The 14,835-nt window shown below is 65.7% G+C and carries 17 protein-coding genes; 5 read left to right on the plus strand and 12 right to left on the minus strand.

Features of this window, described 5'->3' with window-relative positions:
- The first annotated feature begins 120 nt into the window (after nt 1–120).
- Complete coding sequence (locus NGM06_RS14630; protein ID WP_254267669.1) at nt 121–1,077, plus strand: alpha/beta fold hydrolase; 957 nt, start codon at nt 121–123, stop codon at nt 1,075–1,077.
- Between the two features lie 71 nt (nt 1,078–1,148).
- On the opposite strand, the gene NGM06_RS14635 is transcribed toward NGM06_RS14630, so the two are convergent.
- From NGM06_RS14635 to NGM06_RS14650, 4 genes are all read right to left on the minus strand, one after another.
- Entirely contained in the window at nt 1,149–1,835 is a 687-nt protein-coding gene (locus NGM06_RS14635) for a PepSY domain-containing protein (RefSeq protein WP_254267670.1), read from the minus strand.
- Between the two features lie 159 nt (nt 1,836–1,994).
- On the minus strand, nt 1,995–3,098 hold the full coding sequence (locus tag NGM06_RS14640) for a S1C family serine protease (RefSeq protein ID WP_254267671.1): 1,104 nt from the start codon (nt 3,096–3,098) through the stop codon (nt 1,995–1,997).
- Between the two features lie 126 nt (nt 3,099–3,224).
- Entirely contained in the window at nt 3,225–3,629 is a 405-nt protein-coding gene (locus NGM06_RS14645) for a Zn-ribbon domain-containing OB-fold protein (protein WP_254267672.1), read from the minus strand.
- Nucleotides 3,626–4,789 carry a thiolase C-terminal domain-containing protein gene (locus NGM06_RS14650; protein WP_254267673.1) on the minus strand — a complete coding sequence of 388 codons (1,164 nt, stop codon included), beginning with the start codon at nt 4,787–4,789 and terminating at the stop codon, nt 3,626–3,628. Before NGM06_RS14650 ends, NGM06_RS14645 begins: the two co-directional genes overlap by 4 nt.
- 438 nt (nt 4,790–5,227) lie before the next feature.
- Between NGM06_RS14650 and NGM06_RS14655 the strand changes: the two genes are divergently transcribed.
- Nucleotides 5,228–5,554, plus strand: a complete 327-nt coding sequence (locus NGM06_RS14655; protein WP_254267674.1) for a DUF5789 family protein — start codon at nt 5,228–5,230, stop codon at nt 5,552–5,554.
- Nucleotides 5,555–5,960: 406 nt separating this feature from the next.
- Here NGM06_RS14655 and NGM06_RS14660 read toward each other — a convergent pair whose 3' ends face one another.
- Together NGM06_RS14660 and NGM06_RS14665 are read right to left on the minus strand one after the other, a co-directional pair.
- Complete coding sequence (locus NGM06_RS14660) at nt 5,961–7,028, minus strand: methionine synthase (RefSeq protein ID WP_254267675.1); 1,068 nt, start codon at nt 7,026–7,028, stop codon at nt 5,961–5,963.
- Complete coding sequence (locus tag NGM06_RS14665; RefSeq protein WP_254267676.1) at nt 7,025–8,032, minus strand: 5-methyltetrahydropteroyltriglutamate--homocysteine methyltransferase; 1,008 nt, start codon at nt 8,030–8,032, stop codon at nt 7,025–7,027. The genes NGM06_RS14660 and NGM06_RS14665 overlap by 4 nt, the downstream gene beginning before the upstream one ends.
- Nucleotides 8,033–8,185: 153 nt before the next feature.
- Between NGM06_RS14665 and NGM06_RS14670 the strand changes: the two genes are divergently transcribed.
- Nucleotides 8,186–8,728: a hypothetical protein gene (locus NGM06_RS14670; protein WP_254267677.1), complete on the plus strand. Its 543-nt coding sequence runs from the start codon at nt 8,186–8,188 to the stop codon at nt 8,726–8,728.
- Here the strand turns inward: NGM06_RS14670 and NGM06_RS14675 are convergent.
- From NGM06_RS14675 to NGM06_RS14700, 6 genes are all read right to left on the minus strand, one after another.
- Nucleotides 8,717–9,298, minus strand: a complete 582-nt coding sequence (locus tag NGM06_RS14675; protein WP_254267678.1) for a HemK2/MTQ2 family protein methyltransferase — start codon at nt 9,296–9,298, stop codon at nt 8,717–8,719. The two genes, NGM06_RS14670 and NGM06_RS14675, sit on opposite strands and share 12 nt — an antisense overlap.
- Nucleotides 9,295–10,467, minus strand: a complete 1,173-nt coding sequence (locus NGM06_RS14680) for a mechanosensitive ion channel family protein (protein WP_254267679.1) — start codon at nt 10,465–10,467, stop codon at nt 9,295–9,297. The genes NGM06_RS14675 and NGM06_RS14680 overlap by 4 nt, the downstream gene beginning before the upstream one ends.
- Nucleotides 10,464–11,360 (minus strand): 16S ribosomal RNA methyltransferase A, encoded by an 897-nt coding sequence (locus tag NGM06_RS14685; RefSeq protein ID WP_254267680.1) that lies wholly within the window; start codon nt 11,358–11,360, stop codon nt 10,464–10,466. The genes NGM06_RS14680 and NGM06_RS14685 overlap by 4 nt, the downstream gene beginning before the upstream one ends.
- Nucleotides 11,361–11,508: 148 nt before the next feature.
- The gene (locus NGM06_RS14690) at nt 11,509–12,090 is read right to left on the minus strand and encodes a DUF655 domain-containing protein (RefSeq protein WP_254267681.1); all 582 of its coding nucleotides are present in this window, start codon (nt 12,088–12,090) and stop codon (nt 11,509–11,511) included.
- A gap of 44 nt (nt 12,091–12,134) precedes the next feature.
- Nucleotides 12,135–12,491 carry an RNA polymerase Rpb4 family protein gene (locus tag NGM06_RS14695; RefSeq protein ID WP_163521886.1) on the minus strand — a complete coding sequence of 119 codons (357 nt, stop codon included), beginning with the start codon at nt 12,489–12,491 and terminating at the stop codon, nt 12,135–12,137.
- A 1-nt stretch (nt 12,492) separates the two neighbouring features.
- Complete coding sequence (locus NGM06_RS14700) at nt 12,493–12,783, minus strand: 50S ribosomal protein L21e (RefSeq protein WP_254267682.1); 291 nt, start codon at nt 12,781–12,783, stop codon at nt 12,493–12,495.
- 175 nt (nt 12,784–12,958) lie between these two features.
- Here NGM06_RS14700 and NGM06_RS14705 point away from each other — a divergent pair, with 175 nt between their 5' ends.
- Together NGM06_RS14705 and NGM06_RS14710 are read left to right on the plus strand one after the other, a co-directional pair.
- Nucleotides 12,959–13,522, plus strand: coding sequence for a metal-dependent hydrolase (locus tag NGM06_RS14705; protein ID WP_254267683.1), 564 nt, complete (start codon nt 12,959–12,961; stop codon nt 13,520–13,522).
- 96 nt (nt 13,523–13,618) lie between these two features.
- Nucleotides 13,619–14,785, plus strand: a complete 1,167-nt coding sequence (locus NGM06_RS14710; protein ID WP_254267684.1) for a cystathionine gamma-synthase — start codon at nt 13,619–13,621, stop codon at nt 14,783–14,785.
- The last annotated feature ends 50 nt before the right edge of the window (nt 14,786–14,835 follow it).

A 14,835-nucleotide genomic window follows, 5' to 3' on the forward strand; every position in this document is an offset into this window, starting at 1 on the left:
ACATCAGACAAAACTGCTTTCGGCTACGTCGTTTCGGTGCGGTGAACCGCTCCGCGATTGTGTCGGGCCACAGTGCGCCACGGCACAACGGCTAACTTACCTGACGCCGAGTATTCAGGTATGAAGCTACGCAAACTGCTTGTCGGAGTCGCAAGCGGACTCGGAACCGCCGCGCTCGGCAACCGACTGCTGGGCTGGAAGGCGGGCGACCTCGAACCCGCGCTGGACGGGCGACAGCGGACCTACCGATGGCGAGGGTTCGACGTGGCGTACACCGAGGCGGGCGACCCGGAGGACCCCGACCTCCTGCTCCTGCACGGCGTTCACGCCGCGGCGTCGAACAAGGAGTTCGACCAGGTTTTCGACCAACTCGCCAAGACGTACCACGTCGTCGCGCCGGACCTGCCGGGATTCGGCCGCTCTGACCGCCCGCCGCTGACGTACTCCGCGGCGCTGTACACCGCCTTCGTCACCGACTTCGCCGAGGACGTAACCGAGGACGCCGCCTGCGTGGCCACGTCGCTGTCGGGCGCGTACGCGACGCTGGCCCAACACCAGTCCAACGTGTTCTCGCGGTTGGTCCTCGTCGCGCCCACGGCCGACACCGGGTCGCGCAGGACGTGGCTCCGGTCGCTGTTCCGGTCGCCGGTAGTCGGGCAAGGGCTATTCAACATCCTGACCAGCAAGCGGTCGCTCTACTTCTTCGACAACCGGGAGGCCTACTCGACCGAGGCCTCCTACACCGAACGCGACGTGGACTACCAGTGGGAGACCTCACACCAACCCGGAGCGCGGTTCGCGCCCGCCTCGTTCGTCTCCGGCTACCTCGACCCCGACGTGGACTTGGGCGAGGAACTCGCCAGACTCGACGTGCCGGTGACTATCGTCTGGGGACGCGACGCGACGGTCTCTCCGCTCGAAGATGGCGAGGCGTTGGCCGAACGCGCCGACGCGAAACTGGTGGTGTTCGACGACGCGAAGCTACTCCCCCACGCCGAGCATCCGGGTCCGTTCCTCGACGTGCTGTTGGACGAACTGACCGAGGAGGAAGTCGAGACCGGACCCGGTCGAGCGTAGAGACGAGTTGCTACAGTTCCGTCGCCCGTCTCGGTACGATTTCGGCGAATTCTCGGCAGGTTATGCGGCGGTCAGGAACTGTTCGTCGTGGGCGTCGTGGTCGCGTTCCTCGTCTGGATTCCGAGAACGGGACCGCTCGTCGCGGTCACGAGCGCCTGCGTCTGGCGTCCCTCGGGCGTCCGGAGCGCGACTCCGTAGACGAGTTCTCCCCGTCTGAGCCCCACGTTGACCACGGTGCCGGTCGTCTGGTTCCGGACCAACCTGATGGCCTCTCCCGCCGTGCGTAGCTTCGAGAAGTCGAACGCCTCGCCGCCGAGGAACTGCGCTCTGACGACCGTAGTGTTGGGGCGAACCGAGGTGACGGTCCCGTCGGTGGCGTCCACCGTGACCTGCGAGACGCTGAGATTCCGGTGAAGGACGCTCACGTTGAACACCGGCGTCTCGTTCCGCGTCCCGAGCGACACGACGACCGCCTTCCCTCCAGTTCTGTTCTGGGCGAGTCGGACCGCTTCGAGCGCCGGGACCTCGACCGCGCTCAAGTTCACCTGCCCGCCCTGCTGGGCCGCGTTCGTTCCTCGGTCGCCCGGACGGCTAGCGGCGCTGTCTGCACCTGCCTGACGTTCGTGCCGTTCAGTTACGTCGAGTGCGTGCGACTGAGACTGTGCGTCCGTCGAGAGCGAAGTCGCAGCGCCGACCCCGCCCAGACTCCCCACCACGAGGAGTACGAGACCGAGCGACGCGATTCTGTGGTACTCCATCGGCTGTAATCCCGCTCCCTGCTTCGACGAACGCTCGCAAGAGCGTGCTGGCCAATTCCGCTGTCGTGGCTCGAGAGTGTCTCCAGCGGAGGCCAGAGAGCGATTACGAGTGACGTTCGAACTGTGGACGACCTCCGAAAAACGAGTGAGTGTCCGCGACTACTGCTGTTCCTGACTCGGGCGCTCGGTGACGGTGACGTTGATGGTCTGGCGTTCCCCGTCGCGCAGGAGGGTCACTTCCACCGTGTCGCCGGGACGAGTCTCGGTGAACAGGTACGAGAGCAGGTCCTCGCGCGACGTGACGCTCTGGTTTCCGATGGCGACGATGACGTCACCGCCGACGGGAATCCGCTGTTCGTTCACGACGGTACTGTCGTTCGCACCCTGTATCGCCTCCGCGGCGGGCGTCCCCTCGATGGTGTCCAGCACGTAGACGCCGCGTGTCACGTCGAGGTCGTTCGCCTCGGCGAGCGGTTGGGTGAGTGTGACCCCCTGTACTCCGAGGAGCGGGAACGCGTACTCGCCCTGCTGGATGAGTTCGGGCACGATTTGGGTGACGATGGACGCGCCGATTGCGAACCCGATGTTCTCCGCGCCACCGGCCTGATTCACGCCGACCACGGACCCGGTGTCGCACGCGATGAGCGGTCCGCCGCTGTTCCCGGGGTTGATGGGCGCGTCGGTTTGGACGGTGTTCGGCAGCGGGAACCCGACCGGCGACGTTCGGTTGACCCCGCTGACGATACCCGAGGTGATAGTCGTCTCTAAGCCGAACGGACTCCCGATAGCGGCGACGCGGTCGCCCGGATTCGGCGTCGCGTTCGCCACGGGAAGCGCCTCGACGTACCCCGGCGTCTGGTTCACGCGGACGACCGCGAGGTCCGCGAGCTGGGTCGCCCCGACCACGGTGCCGGTCCGCGTCTCGCCGCGGGCGAACCGGACGCCGACGCTCGTCGTCTGGTTGACGACGTGCTGGTTGGTGACGACGTAACTCTGCGCGTCACTGGCGTCGAAGACGAAGCCGGAACCGCTCCCCTGAGCGGTCTGAATCTGGACGACCGAGTCTATCGTCTGGTTGTACAGCCGCGAGTAGTCGCAGGACGCGGCCTCTCCCTGTTGGTATAGCTGTCCCCCACCTACGGCCGACGGACTCGTCGCCTGCACGCGACTGTCTGTCGGCGTCGTCGCGCCGAGCGCCGCCATCGGTGCGACGGCGACGGCCGCGACCACGAAAAGCAGTGTCAGTTCGTGTCTCCCCACCATGCAGTCAGCTAGCCAACGGAACGATGCGTAAGGGTGATGGCCAGTAGTTGCGACGACAGCACCGACCGAGGGAGAATAACGACCGCGAGGACAGAAACCGCGATTTCGGACGTGACGACGTTCCTCTCAGGGTGCGCGGAGGATCAGCACGCGCTCGTCCGCGGTCTCCGTCTCGCCCACGTCGGGCGCGACTTCGGTGCCGACCGTGACGTCGTCGGTGTCGATGCCGCGGACGATTCCGGTCAGTCGAATCCCCCCGAAGTCAGCGACCGCCGTGACGTAGGGGGCGTCGTCTACGAACTCGGGGGCGGCGACGTGGACCGTGGTGAACGTCTCGACGTCGCCGGTCTCGGGCAACGAGGCCTCGCGGAGGTCGGTCGCGCCGCAGTGCGGGCAGACCCGCCGCGGCGGCAGCGATCCGTGGCCCTCGGGACATTCGAGGTAGAAGCCTTCCCCCGACTCGATAGCGTCGAGGAAGTCGTCGAACCCCTCGTCGCGCACGCGCTCGGCGTCGCCGGTTTCGTCGCTCATTCTTCCACCTCCAGCACGTGAACCGTGGTACTGGCCACCGTCCCACCCGCGTTGTGCGTGACGCCGACGTCTCCGGGCACGGCGTCGCTGTTGGGGTGGTCTCCCCGGAGCAGTCGCGTCATCTCCACGACTTGGCTGGTCCCGGTCGCGCCGACCGGGTGGCCCTTGGCCTTCAGGCCGCCCGAGAGGTTGACCGGCCGGTCGCCGTCGCGGGTGGTCTCGCCGCGCGCTGCCGCTCCGATACCCTCGCCGGGCGCGTAGAAGTCGAGCGCTTCGAGCGCGAGGACCTCCGCGATAGTGAAGCAGTCGTGGACCTCGGCGACCGACACGTCCCGCGGGCCGACGCCTGCGTCGTCGTAGGCCTCCTCGGCGGCGCGCTCGGCCGCGGGCGTCCGCGCGAGGAACTGCCTGTCCTGCAGGGCCATCTTGTCGCCGCCCTGTCCCGTCCCGGTGACCGAGACCGGCGCGTCGAGGTCGTGTTCGTCGGCGTACTCGTCGCTCACGAGGACCGCGGCGCTCGCGCCGTCGGTGATGGGGCAGGCGTCGTAGAGTCCCAGCGGGGCGGCGATAGTCGGGGCGTCGAGGGCGTCCTCCACCGAGATGGCCTTCTGGAACTGCGCGAACTCGTTGTCGAGCGCGTTGTCGTGGTTCTTCACCGCTATCTCGGCGAGGTCCTCCCTGCTCCCGCCGTACTGGTCGAAGTACGCGCGGGCCATCAGCGCGTAGGCCGCCGGGAAGGTCATGCCCGCCCGGACCTCGTAGAGGTCGTCGGCCGCTATCGCGAGGGCCTCGGTCGTCCCCGCGGTGCCGAGGTTGTTCATGCGCTCGGCCCCGCCGACGAGCAGTACGTCGGCCTCGCCGTTTCGGATGTCCTTGACGGCCTCGCGGACGGCCACGCCCGAGGACGCGCACGCGCTCTCGTAGCGCGTCGCGGGCGCGGTCAGGCCCGCGGCCTCGGCCATCAGGGGTCCCTGATGGCCCTGATGCTCGCTGAGTTCCCCCATGAAGTTGCCGTAGTTCAATTGTTCCACGTCGGCGCGGGGGACGCCCGCGTCCTCGAACGCGCGCTGACTGGCCTCCGCGAAGAGGTCCCGGCCCGTCCGTTCGGGATGCTGGCCGAAGTGGGTGAGACCGACCCCGGCGACTCGTACGCCTGTCATGCGCGTAACTACGTGAGGGACAGTTAAGAAAGGCATCGGTGTATCGGTCGGGTGTCAGTTCCGGGCGGGAACCATGCAGCGTCGCCGAGCGAAGACGCCGGTCTGTCGGTTCCCGCGTTCGGCCGGACGCTGCTCCACCGACCGCGCGGGCGCGAGGGCGGCGACCATTTCCTCGATGTCGGACGTTCGACGCCGTCTCTATCGACGTCCCCCTTCTGCGGTCCCAGTCATCGGTAGGGAAGAAGGCCGTCGGTGGTGGTCTGTGTTCTGGCTGTGACCCCACTCTCCCGTCACCCACTCGAATCGGACGCTCCGTTTCCAAACGACGACCGACAATCGGTAGTTCGACTGATGCGCTCGACAGACCGTCTGTCTCGTGCGTATCCATTGGAATTCCGAGTAGTGAGTTTTTCATTTCGGGAGCCTGAACCTGCGACCATGGGAATGAGGCCACCGCCGTCGAACTCGGACGAGGGACCGGACGTCATCGAGTTCGGCATCGCCGAAGTGGCGGCCGAACTCGACGACGACCTCTCCTTTCCGGCGACCGGCACGGAAGTCGTGGAGTCGCTGGCGGACCCGCGAATCAAGTACGACGTGGACGGTCACACCGTTCCGCTCTCGGAGGCCGTCTCGGAGGTCGAGCGCGAGCGATTCGACAGCAAACAGGAGTTCCTGAACGCGCTTCACCCGGTGTTCGAGCGGTACCGCAACTCCCGGACGCCGGGCGTCATCGAACGCGTTCGGGCCGCGCTTCCGCTTTGAGGGAATCCTCTCTGTTTGGTCCGTACGTACTCGGGTGGCAGTGACGCGTCTAGTATCGGGTCGCGTGGCGAAGCGCAAACCGCGCGGAAGACGAGAACGTGGAGAGAAGTACCGGAAGGGAAGACGAATCGCGTCCGCCGAGCAATCGCGCGGTGACCGTTACGACAACAGTGCGTACCGACAGGCGGAACGGATACTCGTCCGTCAGATTACACCCCTTCAGAGAACCAAGTTTCAAGTACGAAGACGGGACGAACCCGGCCCGTGACCTGAACCGGGCCGGGACGCGTCTGCGGTCGCGCGGCGCGCGACGTTCCGGACTCCCGTCCGCAAGCGCGCCGCCTGTCAGCCACCTCTGGGAGCGCCAGCAGACGTTCGTCGCGAGGGCGTATTCAGTCGGTATCGGTCAGTCGTCGGCGGTCACGGCCGACCGCTCGACCTCGATTTCGCCAGCGTCGAGTTCCTGCTCGACCTCTCGGGCGGCGCGCACGAGATTCACCATCTTCTCGTAGGCCACCTCGCGCGGGAGGAGTTTGAGGCCGCAGTCCGGACTGACGGTCAGTTGCTCGGGCGGGACGACTTCCAGCCCTTTCTGGATGTTCTCCTTGATTTCGGGCACCGACTCCACCTCGGCGACGTGGGCGTCCACCACGCCGAGCGCGAGGTCCGCCGTGAATTCGGGGTCCTTGAACACGTCCAACTGCTCGTAGTCGCCGTTGGCGAGTTCGAGGTCGAACTCGTCCACCGGGAAGTCCAGAATCTCCGGATAGATGCGCGAGTAGTCGCCGTAGCAGACGTGGAGTCCGATGCGCACGTCGTCCGGAATCCCGTCCACGATGCGTTCGAGACAGTCGCCGACGATGGCGTGGTCGTCTGGCGTCGTGGCCAGCGCAGGTTCGTCTATCTGGATGTAACGAGCGCCCGCTTCGACCAGTTTCTCGACCTCCTCGTTCACGAGGTCGGCGAGGTCGTTGGCGAGCGCCTCGGTGTCCTCGTAGGCCTCGTTGAAACTCCAGTTCGCGAGCGTGTACGGTCCCGTGATGGGAACCTTGACCGGGCGGTCCGAGACGCTGGCCGTGAACTCGTACTCGTCCACGAGCCACGTCTCGTCGTACTCGACGTCCGAGACGACGGAGGGCTTGTCGAAGGTGTTGTGGCCCCACACCTTCACCGGTCCGTTGAACTCGTAGCCGTCGATGCGATGGGCGAAGTACTCGACCATCTCGTTGCGGCGCATCTCGCCGTCCACGATTACGTCGAGACCGGCGCGCTCGTGTTCGCCTGTGATGAGTCGGGCGGCGTCGTCCTTGGCCTCCCGCCACGCGTCGTCGTCGAAGTCGGCGTCCTCGTCTTCGTGGAGGTCGCGTGCGCGGTCCACCCACTTCGGCTTGGGGTAGCTTCCGACGACGGTCGTCAGCAGGAAGTGGTCGGTCGGGTGATTCTCGGGTCGGAACTGGTCTCGGGTGTCGGTCATGCTTTCACCTCCGCGAGGTCGGTCGCTTCGCCGAGCGCGGCGAGTTTCTCCTCGAACGTCGAGTACGGCAGGTAGAACAGTTCGGTGTTCGGCGTCAGGTAGATCGTCTCGAAGTCGCTCGCGGGCGTGTTCTCCTGCAACCAGTCGGCACGGTCGGAGATGGCCTCGGCGTCTTCGACCAGCGTGTTCTGGCCGTCCACGACGCCCGCGGCGATGGAGTCCTTGGTGCCGTACTCGTTGATGTTGTACAGGTTGTCCTCGTGGTTGCTCACGAAGTCGTAACTGAGCGCGTCGAAGTCGGCGTCCAGCAGGTGAGCGTGGACCTTCTCGTCCAGCGCGCCCCAGTAGGTGTGGACCACGACGTCGGTGTCGGCCGGGGCGGCGCTCGTCACCGCATCGACCGCTTCGCTGGCGCGTTCGTCCTCGCCGTCGTCCGGCGAGTTCTCCACCAGCGACGGTTCGAGGACGAACAGCGTCTCCACCTCGGGGAACGCCTCGACTTCGCCTGCGAGGAAGTCGGCGATGGCGTCGAGGAACTCGTCGTCGTCGCCGTAGTGCTCGTCGGTGGCGAGGTCGGCGAGCGAGTAGGGACCGGGGACGACCGCTTGCAACTCGTCGGCGTCCACGAACTCGCTCGCGGCGTCCAACTCTCCGGCGATGTCGCCGTCGAAGGTCAGGTCGTCGGTCACGACAGGGTCGCGGTAGAAGTTGTTGTTGTCGTAGTACCGGACGATGCCGCGGGTCTCCACCGAGTCGTGGACTGCGAGCGGATGGGCGAGCATGTCGTCCCATCGGAGTTGCCCTTCGACCACGCGGTCGAGCCCGGCGGACTGCTGGCTGTCGATAACTTCCTCGCGGGCCTGCTCGTAGACCTCGGTTACCGCTTCGCCCTCGTCACCGTCGACGAGGTCGTGCTTCTGGTGGCCTTTCAAGTCGGCTAAGTCGCCTTTCGCCCAGTCGGGAAGCGGGTATACCCCCGGCGTCGTCGCGACGTGTTCGGTCATGTACTCCGACCTACGGAATGCTGGTGCTTAATATTTTCCTCTAAGGAAATTACCCGCAATCATAGTGCAGTGGTACCATACACCACAATCGACGCGGTGCCACGTCTCGATTACTGAGAAAAGTATTTCAGCGACGTGGCAGACGACTAACTGATGGAGAAGTTCACTACCGCAGTCGCGGGCGCGTTCGTCCTCGGACTCGTCGCCGGGGCGATAGGATGGGCCGGGTTCGGCGCGCCGGTCGGAACGGCAGACTCCGGTCCCGACGCAGAGTCGCCGGGGTACTCGCTGAGCACGTCGGGTCCAGACTGCCTCGACGTCCGCCCGCACGGCGGATGGGTCCACGAAGTCGCGGTCGGCGAGTCCTTCGCAGTCACGCTGAACGCCACCGTCGTCCACGACCCGGGCCGGACCGTCTCGGCGAACGTGAGTCGGACGACGCCGGGGACGTACCGAATCGCCCTCGAAACGGTCGCGGACGGAAGGGAAGTTTCCAAAGCGGCGGCGAACGACTCGCGCCGCGAAGGCTGTCGAGTCGCAACCCACGTCCGCCTCGGTACCGGACTGCCCACCGACTACCGGCAGTTCGACGTGACGGTGAACGGTCACCTGCTGCTGACCGTCGAGAACGAGGATACCACCGGAGACCTCTACCAGTTGCCGAACCCGGTGAACGCGACCGCCTCAGCGGAGTAGCTTCAGCACCGTCAGCGTCTCGAAGGGGAACGACTCGTCCCGGAGCGCCACCGCGGAGAACCCCTCGGCGGCGGCTAACTCCGCGACCTCGTCTACGCCAGTGAGACTGCTGACCAGCAGGTAGACCGCTCCGTCAGGGTCGAGGACTCGACCCACGGATTCGAGGAACGGTTCGATGACCTCCCGGCCGTCCTCGCCGCCCGAGAGCGCGACCTCCATCCAGTCGTCGCGCTCCTCGTCGGGGTCGGTCGGAAGGTAGGGCGCGTTGAACAGAACGACGTCGAAAACGTCCGAGCGGAACGGTTCGAGCAGGTCGGCTCGGACCGCTTCCACGCCTCGCTCGCGGGCCTGTACGCAAGCGTGAGGGTTCACGTCGGACCCGAGAACGCGGGCGTGGGTCTCGTCGGCGACTCGCTCCGCGACGTACCCCGACCCGGTGCCGACCTCCAGCGCGAGCGATTTTGGGGCGTCTCCGAGGTCGGCGACGGCGGTCTCCGCGAGAAGGTGGGAGTCCTCGGCCGGTTGGTACACCTCGGTTTCGACGTCGCGTCGGTCGGCGAGGTCGGTCACTCTCGACTCACCTCGCTCGCGTCGGACGCGTCGTCGGTCAGGCCACCGTCGGCGGTGGCTTCACGCATGCCGGGTTCACCGGCGAGGCGGAACCCGCCCGACTCCTCGCGTCCGGTGAGTTCGCGCTGAGGGTACGGAATTTTGACGCCCTCGCGGTCGAAAGCCGCCTTGACCGACTCGATGACCGCGGTCCGGGCGCGCCACTGCCTGCGCGCACTCGGTTTGTCTATCCAGAAGCGCAGGACCAGCGTGACCGCGGAGTCGCCGAACTCCTTGAGGACGACCTTCGGCGTCGGCACCGTCAGCACCTCGTCCAAGTCCTTCATCGTCTCCTCGGCGAGGTCGGCCGCGTACCGCACGTCGGCCTCGTAATCGACGCCGACCTCGACCTCGATGCGGAGTCGCCCCTTCCGACTCTTGTTGACTATCTTCTCGCCGCTCACGATGTCGTTGGGAATCATCACGTACTCGCCAGCGAACGTCTGGATGCGGGTGTTGACGATGGAGATGTCGGTCACGATGCCCTCCTCGTCGTCCACCTCGACCCAGTCGCCGATCTCGAAGGGCCGCGAGAACATCAGCACGAACCCGGCGAGCAGGGCACCGAGCGTCTGGCGGGCGGCCATCCCGACCACGATACCGAGGAACCCGGCCCCGACCAGCAGGCCGCTGAGGTCCACGCTCCACATTCCGAGGATGATGGCCACGGCCGAGACGTACACCGTGAGTTGCGAGACCCGATAGACGATTTCGCTCTGGTGCTGACTGATCGTGTCGTGACCGTCGGTGAACCGGTCGATGGCCTTCTTGACGAATCCGGTGACGATGTACGCACCAGCCACCACTGCCAACGCGAACACGACTCTGAAGCCCTTACCCACGGTGGCGTTGATCTGGTCGAGCGCGACGGTAGCGGTCGTCGCCCGGTCCCAGAGGACGAGCAGACTAACCGCCGCCCCGAACAGGAGCGTCCCGAAGGCGGCGAGCAACACCACGTCGCCCACGTGTCGGGGGAACCGCTTGCGGAGTTCCGGCCGCACGCGACGGACGGCCCAGACCGCGACGGCGAGACCGACGAGGATGCCGACCGTCGCTGCCACCTGCTGAGTCCGAGTGAAGTTCGCCAACTGGTCGATGGCAGCGAGAATCCCGCCGTCGGTGCTGTTCACTCGGTCTCACCTCCGCCGCGGCCGTACTCGTCGGCCACCGTCGCCAGCGCCGCGAACGTCTTCGGCGGAATCTTGCCCGCGCGTTTGCTCAGGACGTCCGGGTCGAGGTCCGTCTTTCCGTCGGCGATGGCCTCGACGGGCGCGTCGGCGTCGTCTAGACCGGAGATGTGACCCGTGTTCCGAATCGCGTTCCGGAGGGTCTTGCGGCGCTGGGTGAACACGGCCTTCACGAACCGGAGGAAGAACTCCTCGTCTCCGACCTCGTAGTCGGGGTCGCGTGGCGTGGTTCGGACGACCGCGCTCTCGACGTCGGGCGGGGGCGAGAACGCTTCCTTGGGCACGGGTTCGACCACTTCCACGTCGGCGTAGTGCTGGGCGCTCACCGACAGGCGGCCGTAGTCGTCGGTACCCACGTCGGCCGCCATGCGCTCGGCGAACTCCTTCTGGAACATGAGGACCGTCGGCTTGCCGCGGGGGAGCAGACGGAACGTGAGTTCGCTGGAGACGCCGTAGGGGAGATTCGAGACCGAGACCGAGAAGTCTGGCAGGTCGACCGCGAGCGCGTCGCCGGAAATCACCGTCAGGCGTCCGGCCGCGATGTCGTCGGCGAACTCCTCGCGCAGGAACGCCGCGAGGTCCGGGTCGCGCTCGATGACGGTCACCTCGTCGGCCACCGCGAGCAGTCGGTCGGTCAGCGCGCCGGTCCCCGGCCCGATTTCGAGGACGTGAGACAGGTCGAACCCCGCTTGCGCGGCGTAGTCGGGAAGTCGGTCGAGAACCCTATCGTCTATCAGAAAGTGCTGGTCGCGGTCGGGGTTGCCGCGGACCCCCGCCCGCCTGAGCAGGGCGTCCGGGTCTCGGGGGCCGGTCCCCGAATCGCGTGAATCGGTCATGTTGTCCCCGGATAGAAACCGGAGGTGGGTAAAGCCACCGAGTCCGCCGGAACGTGTCTGAGAACTGATTTCGAGGACGACGGTTAGACACGACTGTAGAGGCGAAAGGTTTGATTACGGGAGTGTCCGGGGAGACGAAAAGGGACGACTACTGCTGCTGTTCTTCGACTCGCACGAACGTCCGGTACTTCAGGTCGTCCTCCCGAATTTCTTCGAGGATGCGCTCGACCAGCACCTCTTTGGGGTTGTGAAACCCAGACACCCGGTCCTCCACGTCGTCGAAACTCTCGAAGGGCTTGCGCTTGCGCTGTTCGAGGATGTTGTTCCGGAGTTTCTTCCCGACGCCCGGGAGGAGATTTAGCTGGTGGAGGCGTAGCGTGATGGGTTGGGCGTCGCTGTAGAAGTCGACGAACCGCCGTTCGTTCGACTCCACCACGTCTCGGATGGCGTGTTCGAGTTCCGACTGGGCCGCCCCGGAGAGGTCCTCGAACTCGATTTCGCGGACGCTGGCGACCAGTTCGTTCGACCGGTCGGCGTCGAAGCGGTCGGTGATGGTGAGGCTCACGTCCTCTTCGAGCGTCACCTCGAACAGTCGGAACTCCTCGACTCCGAGAGCGTACGTCAGCGCGGGTTTCTGGTACTGCGGCCGGTCGTCGTCGGCCCGGCCGTGCGGGAGATAGTCCAGCACGACCGCTGGCACTCGCTCGTCGCCGTCGTTCTGTTCGATCATTGTCATAGAATACGGCGACGACCCACTTAAAGAGTAGGTGGCAATCAGTCGTACTTTGCGACGACGTTGAGGATGTCGTCGAGTTCCTCGCCCGAGAGGGTGTAGCGCTCTTGGGCGTACACCGCGCGGAGTTCGTCGCGGTCCTTCGGGAGGATGTCGGTGATCTTGTACGCCGTCGGTTCGTCCACTTTGTCGAGTTCGAGCAGTTCCTCGACGAGTTCGCGGGACTCCTCGGCTTCGAGCGTGGCGAAGCGGTTGACGTGTTCGATGGCACGGGCCAGTTCGTAGCGCATCTCGCGGTCTTCGTCGAGAGCGCGTTCCTCTTCGATGCCCGCGAGCAGGTCCTTGGCCTCGGCCGTGGTCAGGTACTCCTCCTCGACCTTCTCCTTGAATATCGTCATGCTATTCCTGCGCTTTCAGGTGCGCCGGGGTGACGATGAGGGTCTTTTCCTTGCCGCGGTCGTTGACGCTGACCTTGTAGGCCGCGCCCTGTTTGCCGACGATTTCACCGGTCTGGCCGCCGAACCGCGGGTGGAAGCGACCCTTCTCGACGCTCGGGTCTATCTTGAGGTGGACCTTCTGGCCCTCCTCGTACTGCTGGACGGCCCGCTGGGGCGGAGACGTACCGCTCTCGCGGGGGTCGTTCGAGAGCTTGTCACGAGTGCTGTGGTAGGGTCCGTTCGAACTCGGCATAGTCGTACGTCCCTCTTGTTCTGTCTCCGTTATAAATGGTGCGTTCCGCGCTTCCCAAAAGGTGCTAGTGACGACGGCCGTCGCCGGTCGCCGACTACGTACGGCCAGCCTAACTAGCCGCCGTTTCACGGCACTGCCACCAGCCCTATGCCGGTAGCCGCCCTGAAACGTCTGCATGGTCGACGTACTCGGACACCTCGGGATGGCGCTGATATGGCTCGCACCCGCGTGGTACTTCATCGAGCGACGGAAGACGGCGGCGGTGTTCGTCGGACTGGGCTTCTGGTTCGGGATGTTGCCGGACGTGGACCTCTACCTCTCGAACTGGTTCGCGGGCATCCACCACCACGGCGTCTTCCACACGGTCCTCGTCGTCACCCTCCTGTCGTTAGTTTTCGGGCCGCTACTCGGATGGGTCTTCACGAAGGTGAACAACCAGACAGACCTGTTCACGGACCGGGCCGCGAGGCACGCCTACGAGATGGGCGTCATCGCGGTCTGGGTCGCGGGACTCTCGCACCTGTTCGCCGACATGCTGTCGGCCCCCGACGCCTCGACCCGGATCGAACCGCTCTGGCCCCTCGTCAAAGGCCCTGTCATCTACATGGACCTGCTCTGGTACAAATCGTTCTGGGCGACGACCGCGCTGTTCCTCCTCGGCGCGGGGATCAACGTCGTAGCGTGGTTCTGGAAATCGGAGCAACCGAACGCTCGAGAACCCGGGGCCGTTTCAGAGTGACGGACTGACGGGGTTCGCCTTCGCCCCGCGAGTAGAAAACCGGTCCTGCGTGTCGAAAGGGCAAGAGTAACCTGCCGCCCGTGCGTCGCTACGGGTATGACCGACGACGACGAGTTCCGCTTCGAGACGCGTTCGATTCATGCCGGACAGGAACCCGACGAGGAGACCGGGGCGCTCATGACCCCGATTCACGCCAACTCCACGTACGAGCAGGACGCGCCCGGCGAACACCGCGGCTACGAGTACTCCCGGACGGGCAACCCCACGCGGACGGACCTCGAAGCCAACGTCGCCAGCCTCGAAGGCGGCGACTACGGCCGGGCGTTCTCCAGCGGGATGGGCGCGATAAACACGGTGCTGAACCTGCTCGAATCCGGCGACCACGTGGTCGCAAGCGAGGACGTGTACGGCGGCACCCACCGCATCTTCACGCAGGTCTACGAGAAGTACGACCTCGAATTCGACTTCGTGGACATGACCGACCTCGACGAGACGGAGGCCGCGATGCGAGAGAACACGGAACTCGTCTGGGTCGAGACGCCGACGAACCCCCTGCTCAACGTCGTGGACATCGCGGGCACCGCCGACATCGCCCACGAGAACGACGCCCTCTGCGCAGTGGACAACACGTTCGCCACGCCGTACCTCCAGCGCCCGCTCGAACTCGGCGCTGACCTCGTGACTCACTCGCTGACCAAGTACATGGGCGGCCACTCCGACGTGGTCGGCGGCGCGCTCGTGACGAACGACGAGGAACTCGACGAGGAGTTCGGCTTCTACCAGAACAGCGTCGGCGCGACGCCCGGCCCCCACGAGTGCTTCCTCGTCCTCCGCGGCACGAAGACGCTCCCGGTCCGGATGGACCGCCACTGCGAGAACGCCCACGCGCTGGCCGAGTGGCTGGAAGACCACGAGGACGTGGCGCGGGTCTACTACCCCGGACTGGAGAGCCACCCCGACCACGACCTCGCCGCGTCGCAGATGGACGACTTCGGCGGCATGGTCAGTTTCGAGATGGACGCTTCGCTCGACGAGACCGCCGACGTGGTGAGCGAGACGGAGGTGTTCACCCTCGCGGAGAGTCTGGGCGGCGTCGAGAGCCTCATCGAACAACCCGCGACGATGACCCACGCCGCGATTCCGAAGGAAGAGCGCGAGGCCGCGGGCCTCCGCGACGGCCTGATTCGGGCGAGCATCGGCATCGAGAACGTCGAAGACCTGAAGGCCGACCTCCAGCAAGCGTTCGAGCAGTCGCTGGAGTGAGACGCGTCGTAGACGGTCGTTTTCGGTGAGGCTGACACTACCCCGATAGT

Origin of the sequence: Halorussus aquaticus (assembly GCF_024218795.1) — an archaeon.
Taxonomy (GTDB): Archaea; Halobacteriota; Halobacteria; order Halobacteriales; family Haladaptataceae; genus Halorussus; species Halorussus aquaticus.

Bases quoted from the DNA above. Each gene is read 5' to 3' on its own strand.
- NGM06_RS14630 (WP_254267669.1), top strand. From the start codon at position 121: ATGAAGCTACGCAAACTGCTTGTCGGAGTCGCAAGCGGACTCGGAACC.
- NGM06_RS14635 (WP_254267670.1), bottom strand. From the start codon at position 1,835: ATGGAGTACCACAGAATCGCGTCGCTCGGTCTCGTACTCCTCGTGGTG.
- NGM06_RS14640 (WP_254267671.1), bottom strand. From the start codon at position 3,098: ATGGTGGGGAGACACGAACTGACACTGCTTTTCGTGGTCGCGGCCGTC.
- NGM06_RS14645 (WP_254267672.1), bottom strand. From the start codon at position 3,629: ATGAGCGACGAAACCGGCGACGCCGAGCGCGTGCGCGACGAGGGGTTC.
- NGM06_RS14650 (WP_254267673.1), bottom strand. From the start codon at position 4,789: ATGACAGGCGTACGAGTCGCCGGGGTCGGTCTCACCCACTTCGGCCAG.
- NGM06_RS14655 (WP_254267674.1), top strand. From the start codon at position 5,228: ATGGGAATGAGGCCACCGCCGTCGAACTCGGACGAGGGACCGGACGTC.
- NGM06_RS14660 (WP_254267675.1), bottom strand. From the start codon at position 7,028: ATGACCGACACCCGAGACCAGTTCCGACCCGAGAATCACCCGACCGAC.
- NGM06_RS14665 (WP_254267676.1), bottom strand. From the start codon at position 8,032: ATGACCGAACACGTCGCGACGACGCCGGGGGTATACCCGCTTCCCGAC.
- NGM06_RS14670 (WP_254267677.1), top strand. From the start codon at position 8,186: ATGGAGAAGTTCACTACCGCAGTCGCGGGCGCGTTCGTCCTCGGACTC.
- NGM06_RS14685 (WP_254267680.1), bottom strand. From the start codon at position 11,360: ATGACCGATTCACGCGATTCGGGGACCGGCCCCCGAGACCCGGACGCC.
- NGM06_RS14690 (WP_254267681.1), bottom strand. From the start codon at position 12,090: ATGATCGAACAGAACGACGGCGACGAGCGAGTGCCAGCGGTCGTGCTG.
- NGM06_RS14695 (WP_163521886.1), bottom strand. From the start codon at position 12,491: ATGACGATATTCAAGGAGAAGGTCGAGGAGGAGTACCTGACCACGGCC.
- NGM06_RS14700 (WP_254267682.1), bottom strand. From the start codon at position 12,783: ATGCCGAGTTCGAACGGACCCTACCACAGCACTCGTGACAAGCTCTCG.
- NGM06_RS14705 (WP_254267683.1), top strand. From the start codon at position 12,959: ATGGTCGACGTACTCGGACACCTCGGGATGGCGCTGATATGGCTCGCA.
- NGM06_RS14710 (WP_254267684.1), top strand. From the start codon at position 13,619: ATGACCGACGACGACGAGTTCCGCTTCGAGACGCGTTCGATTCATGCC.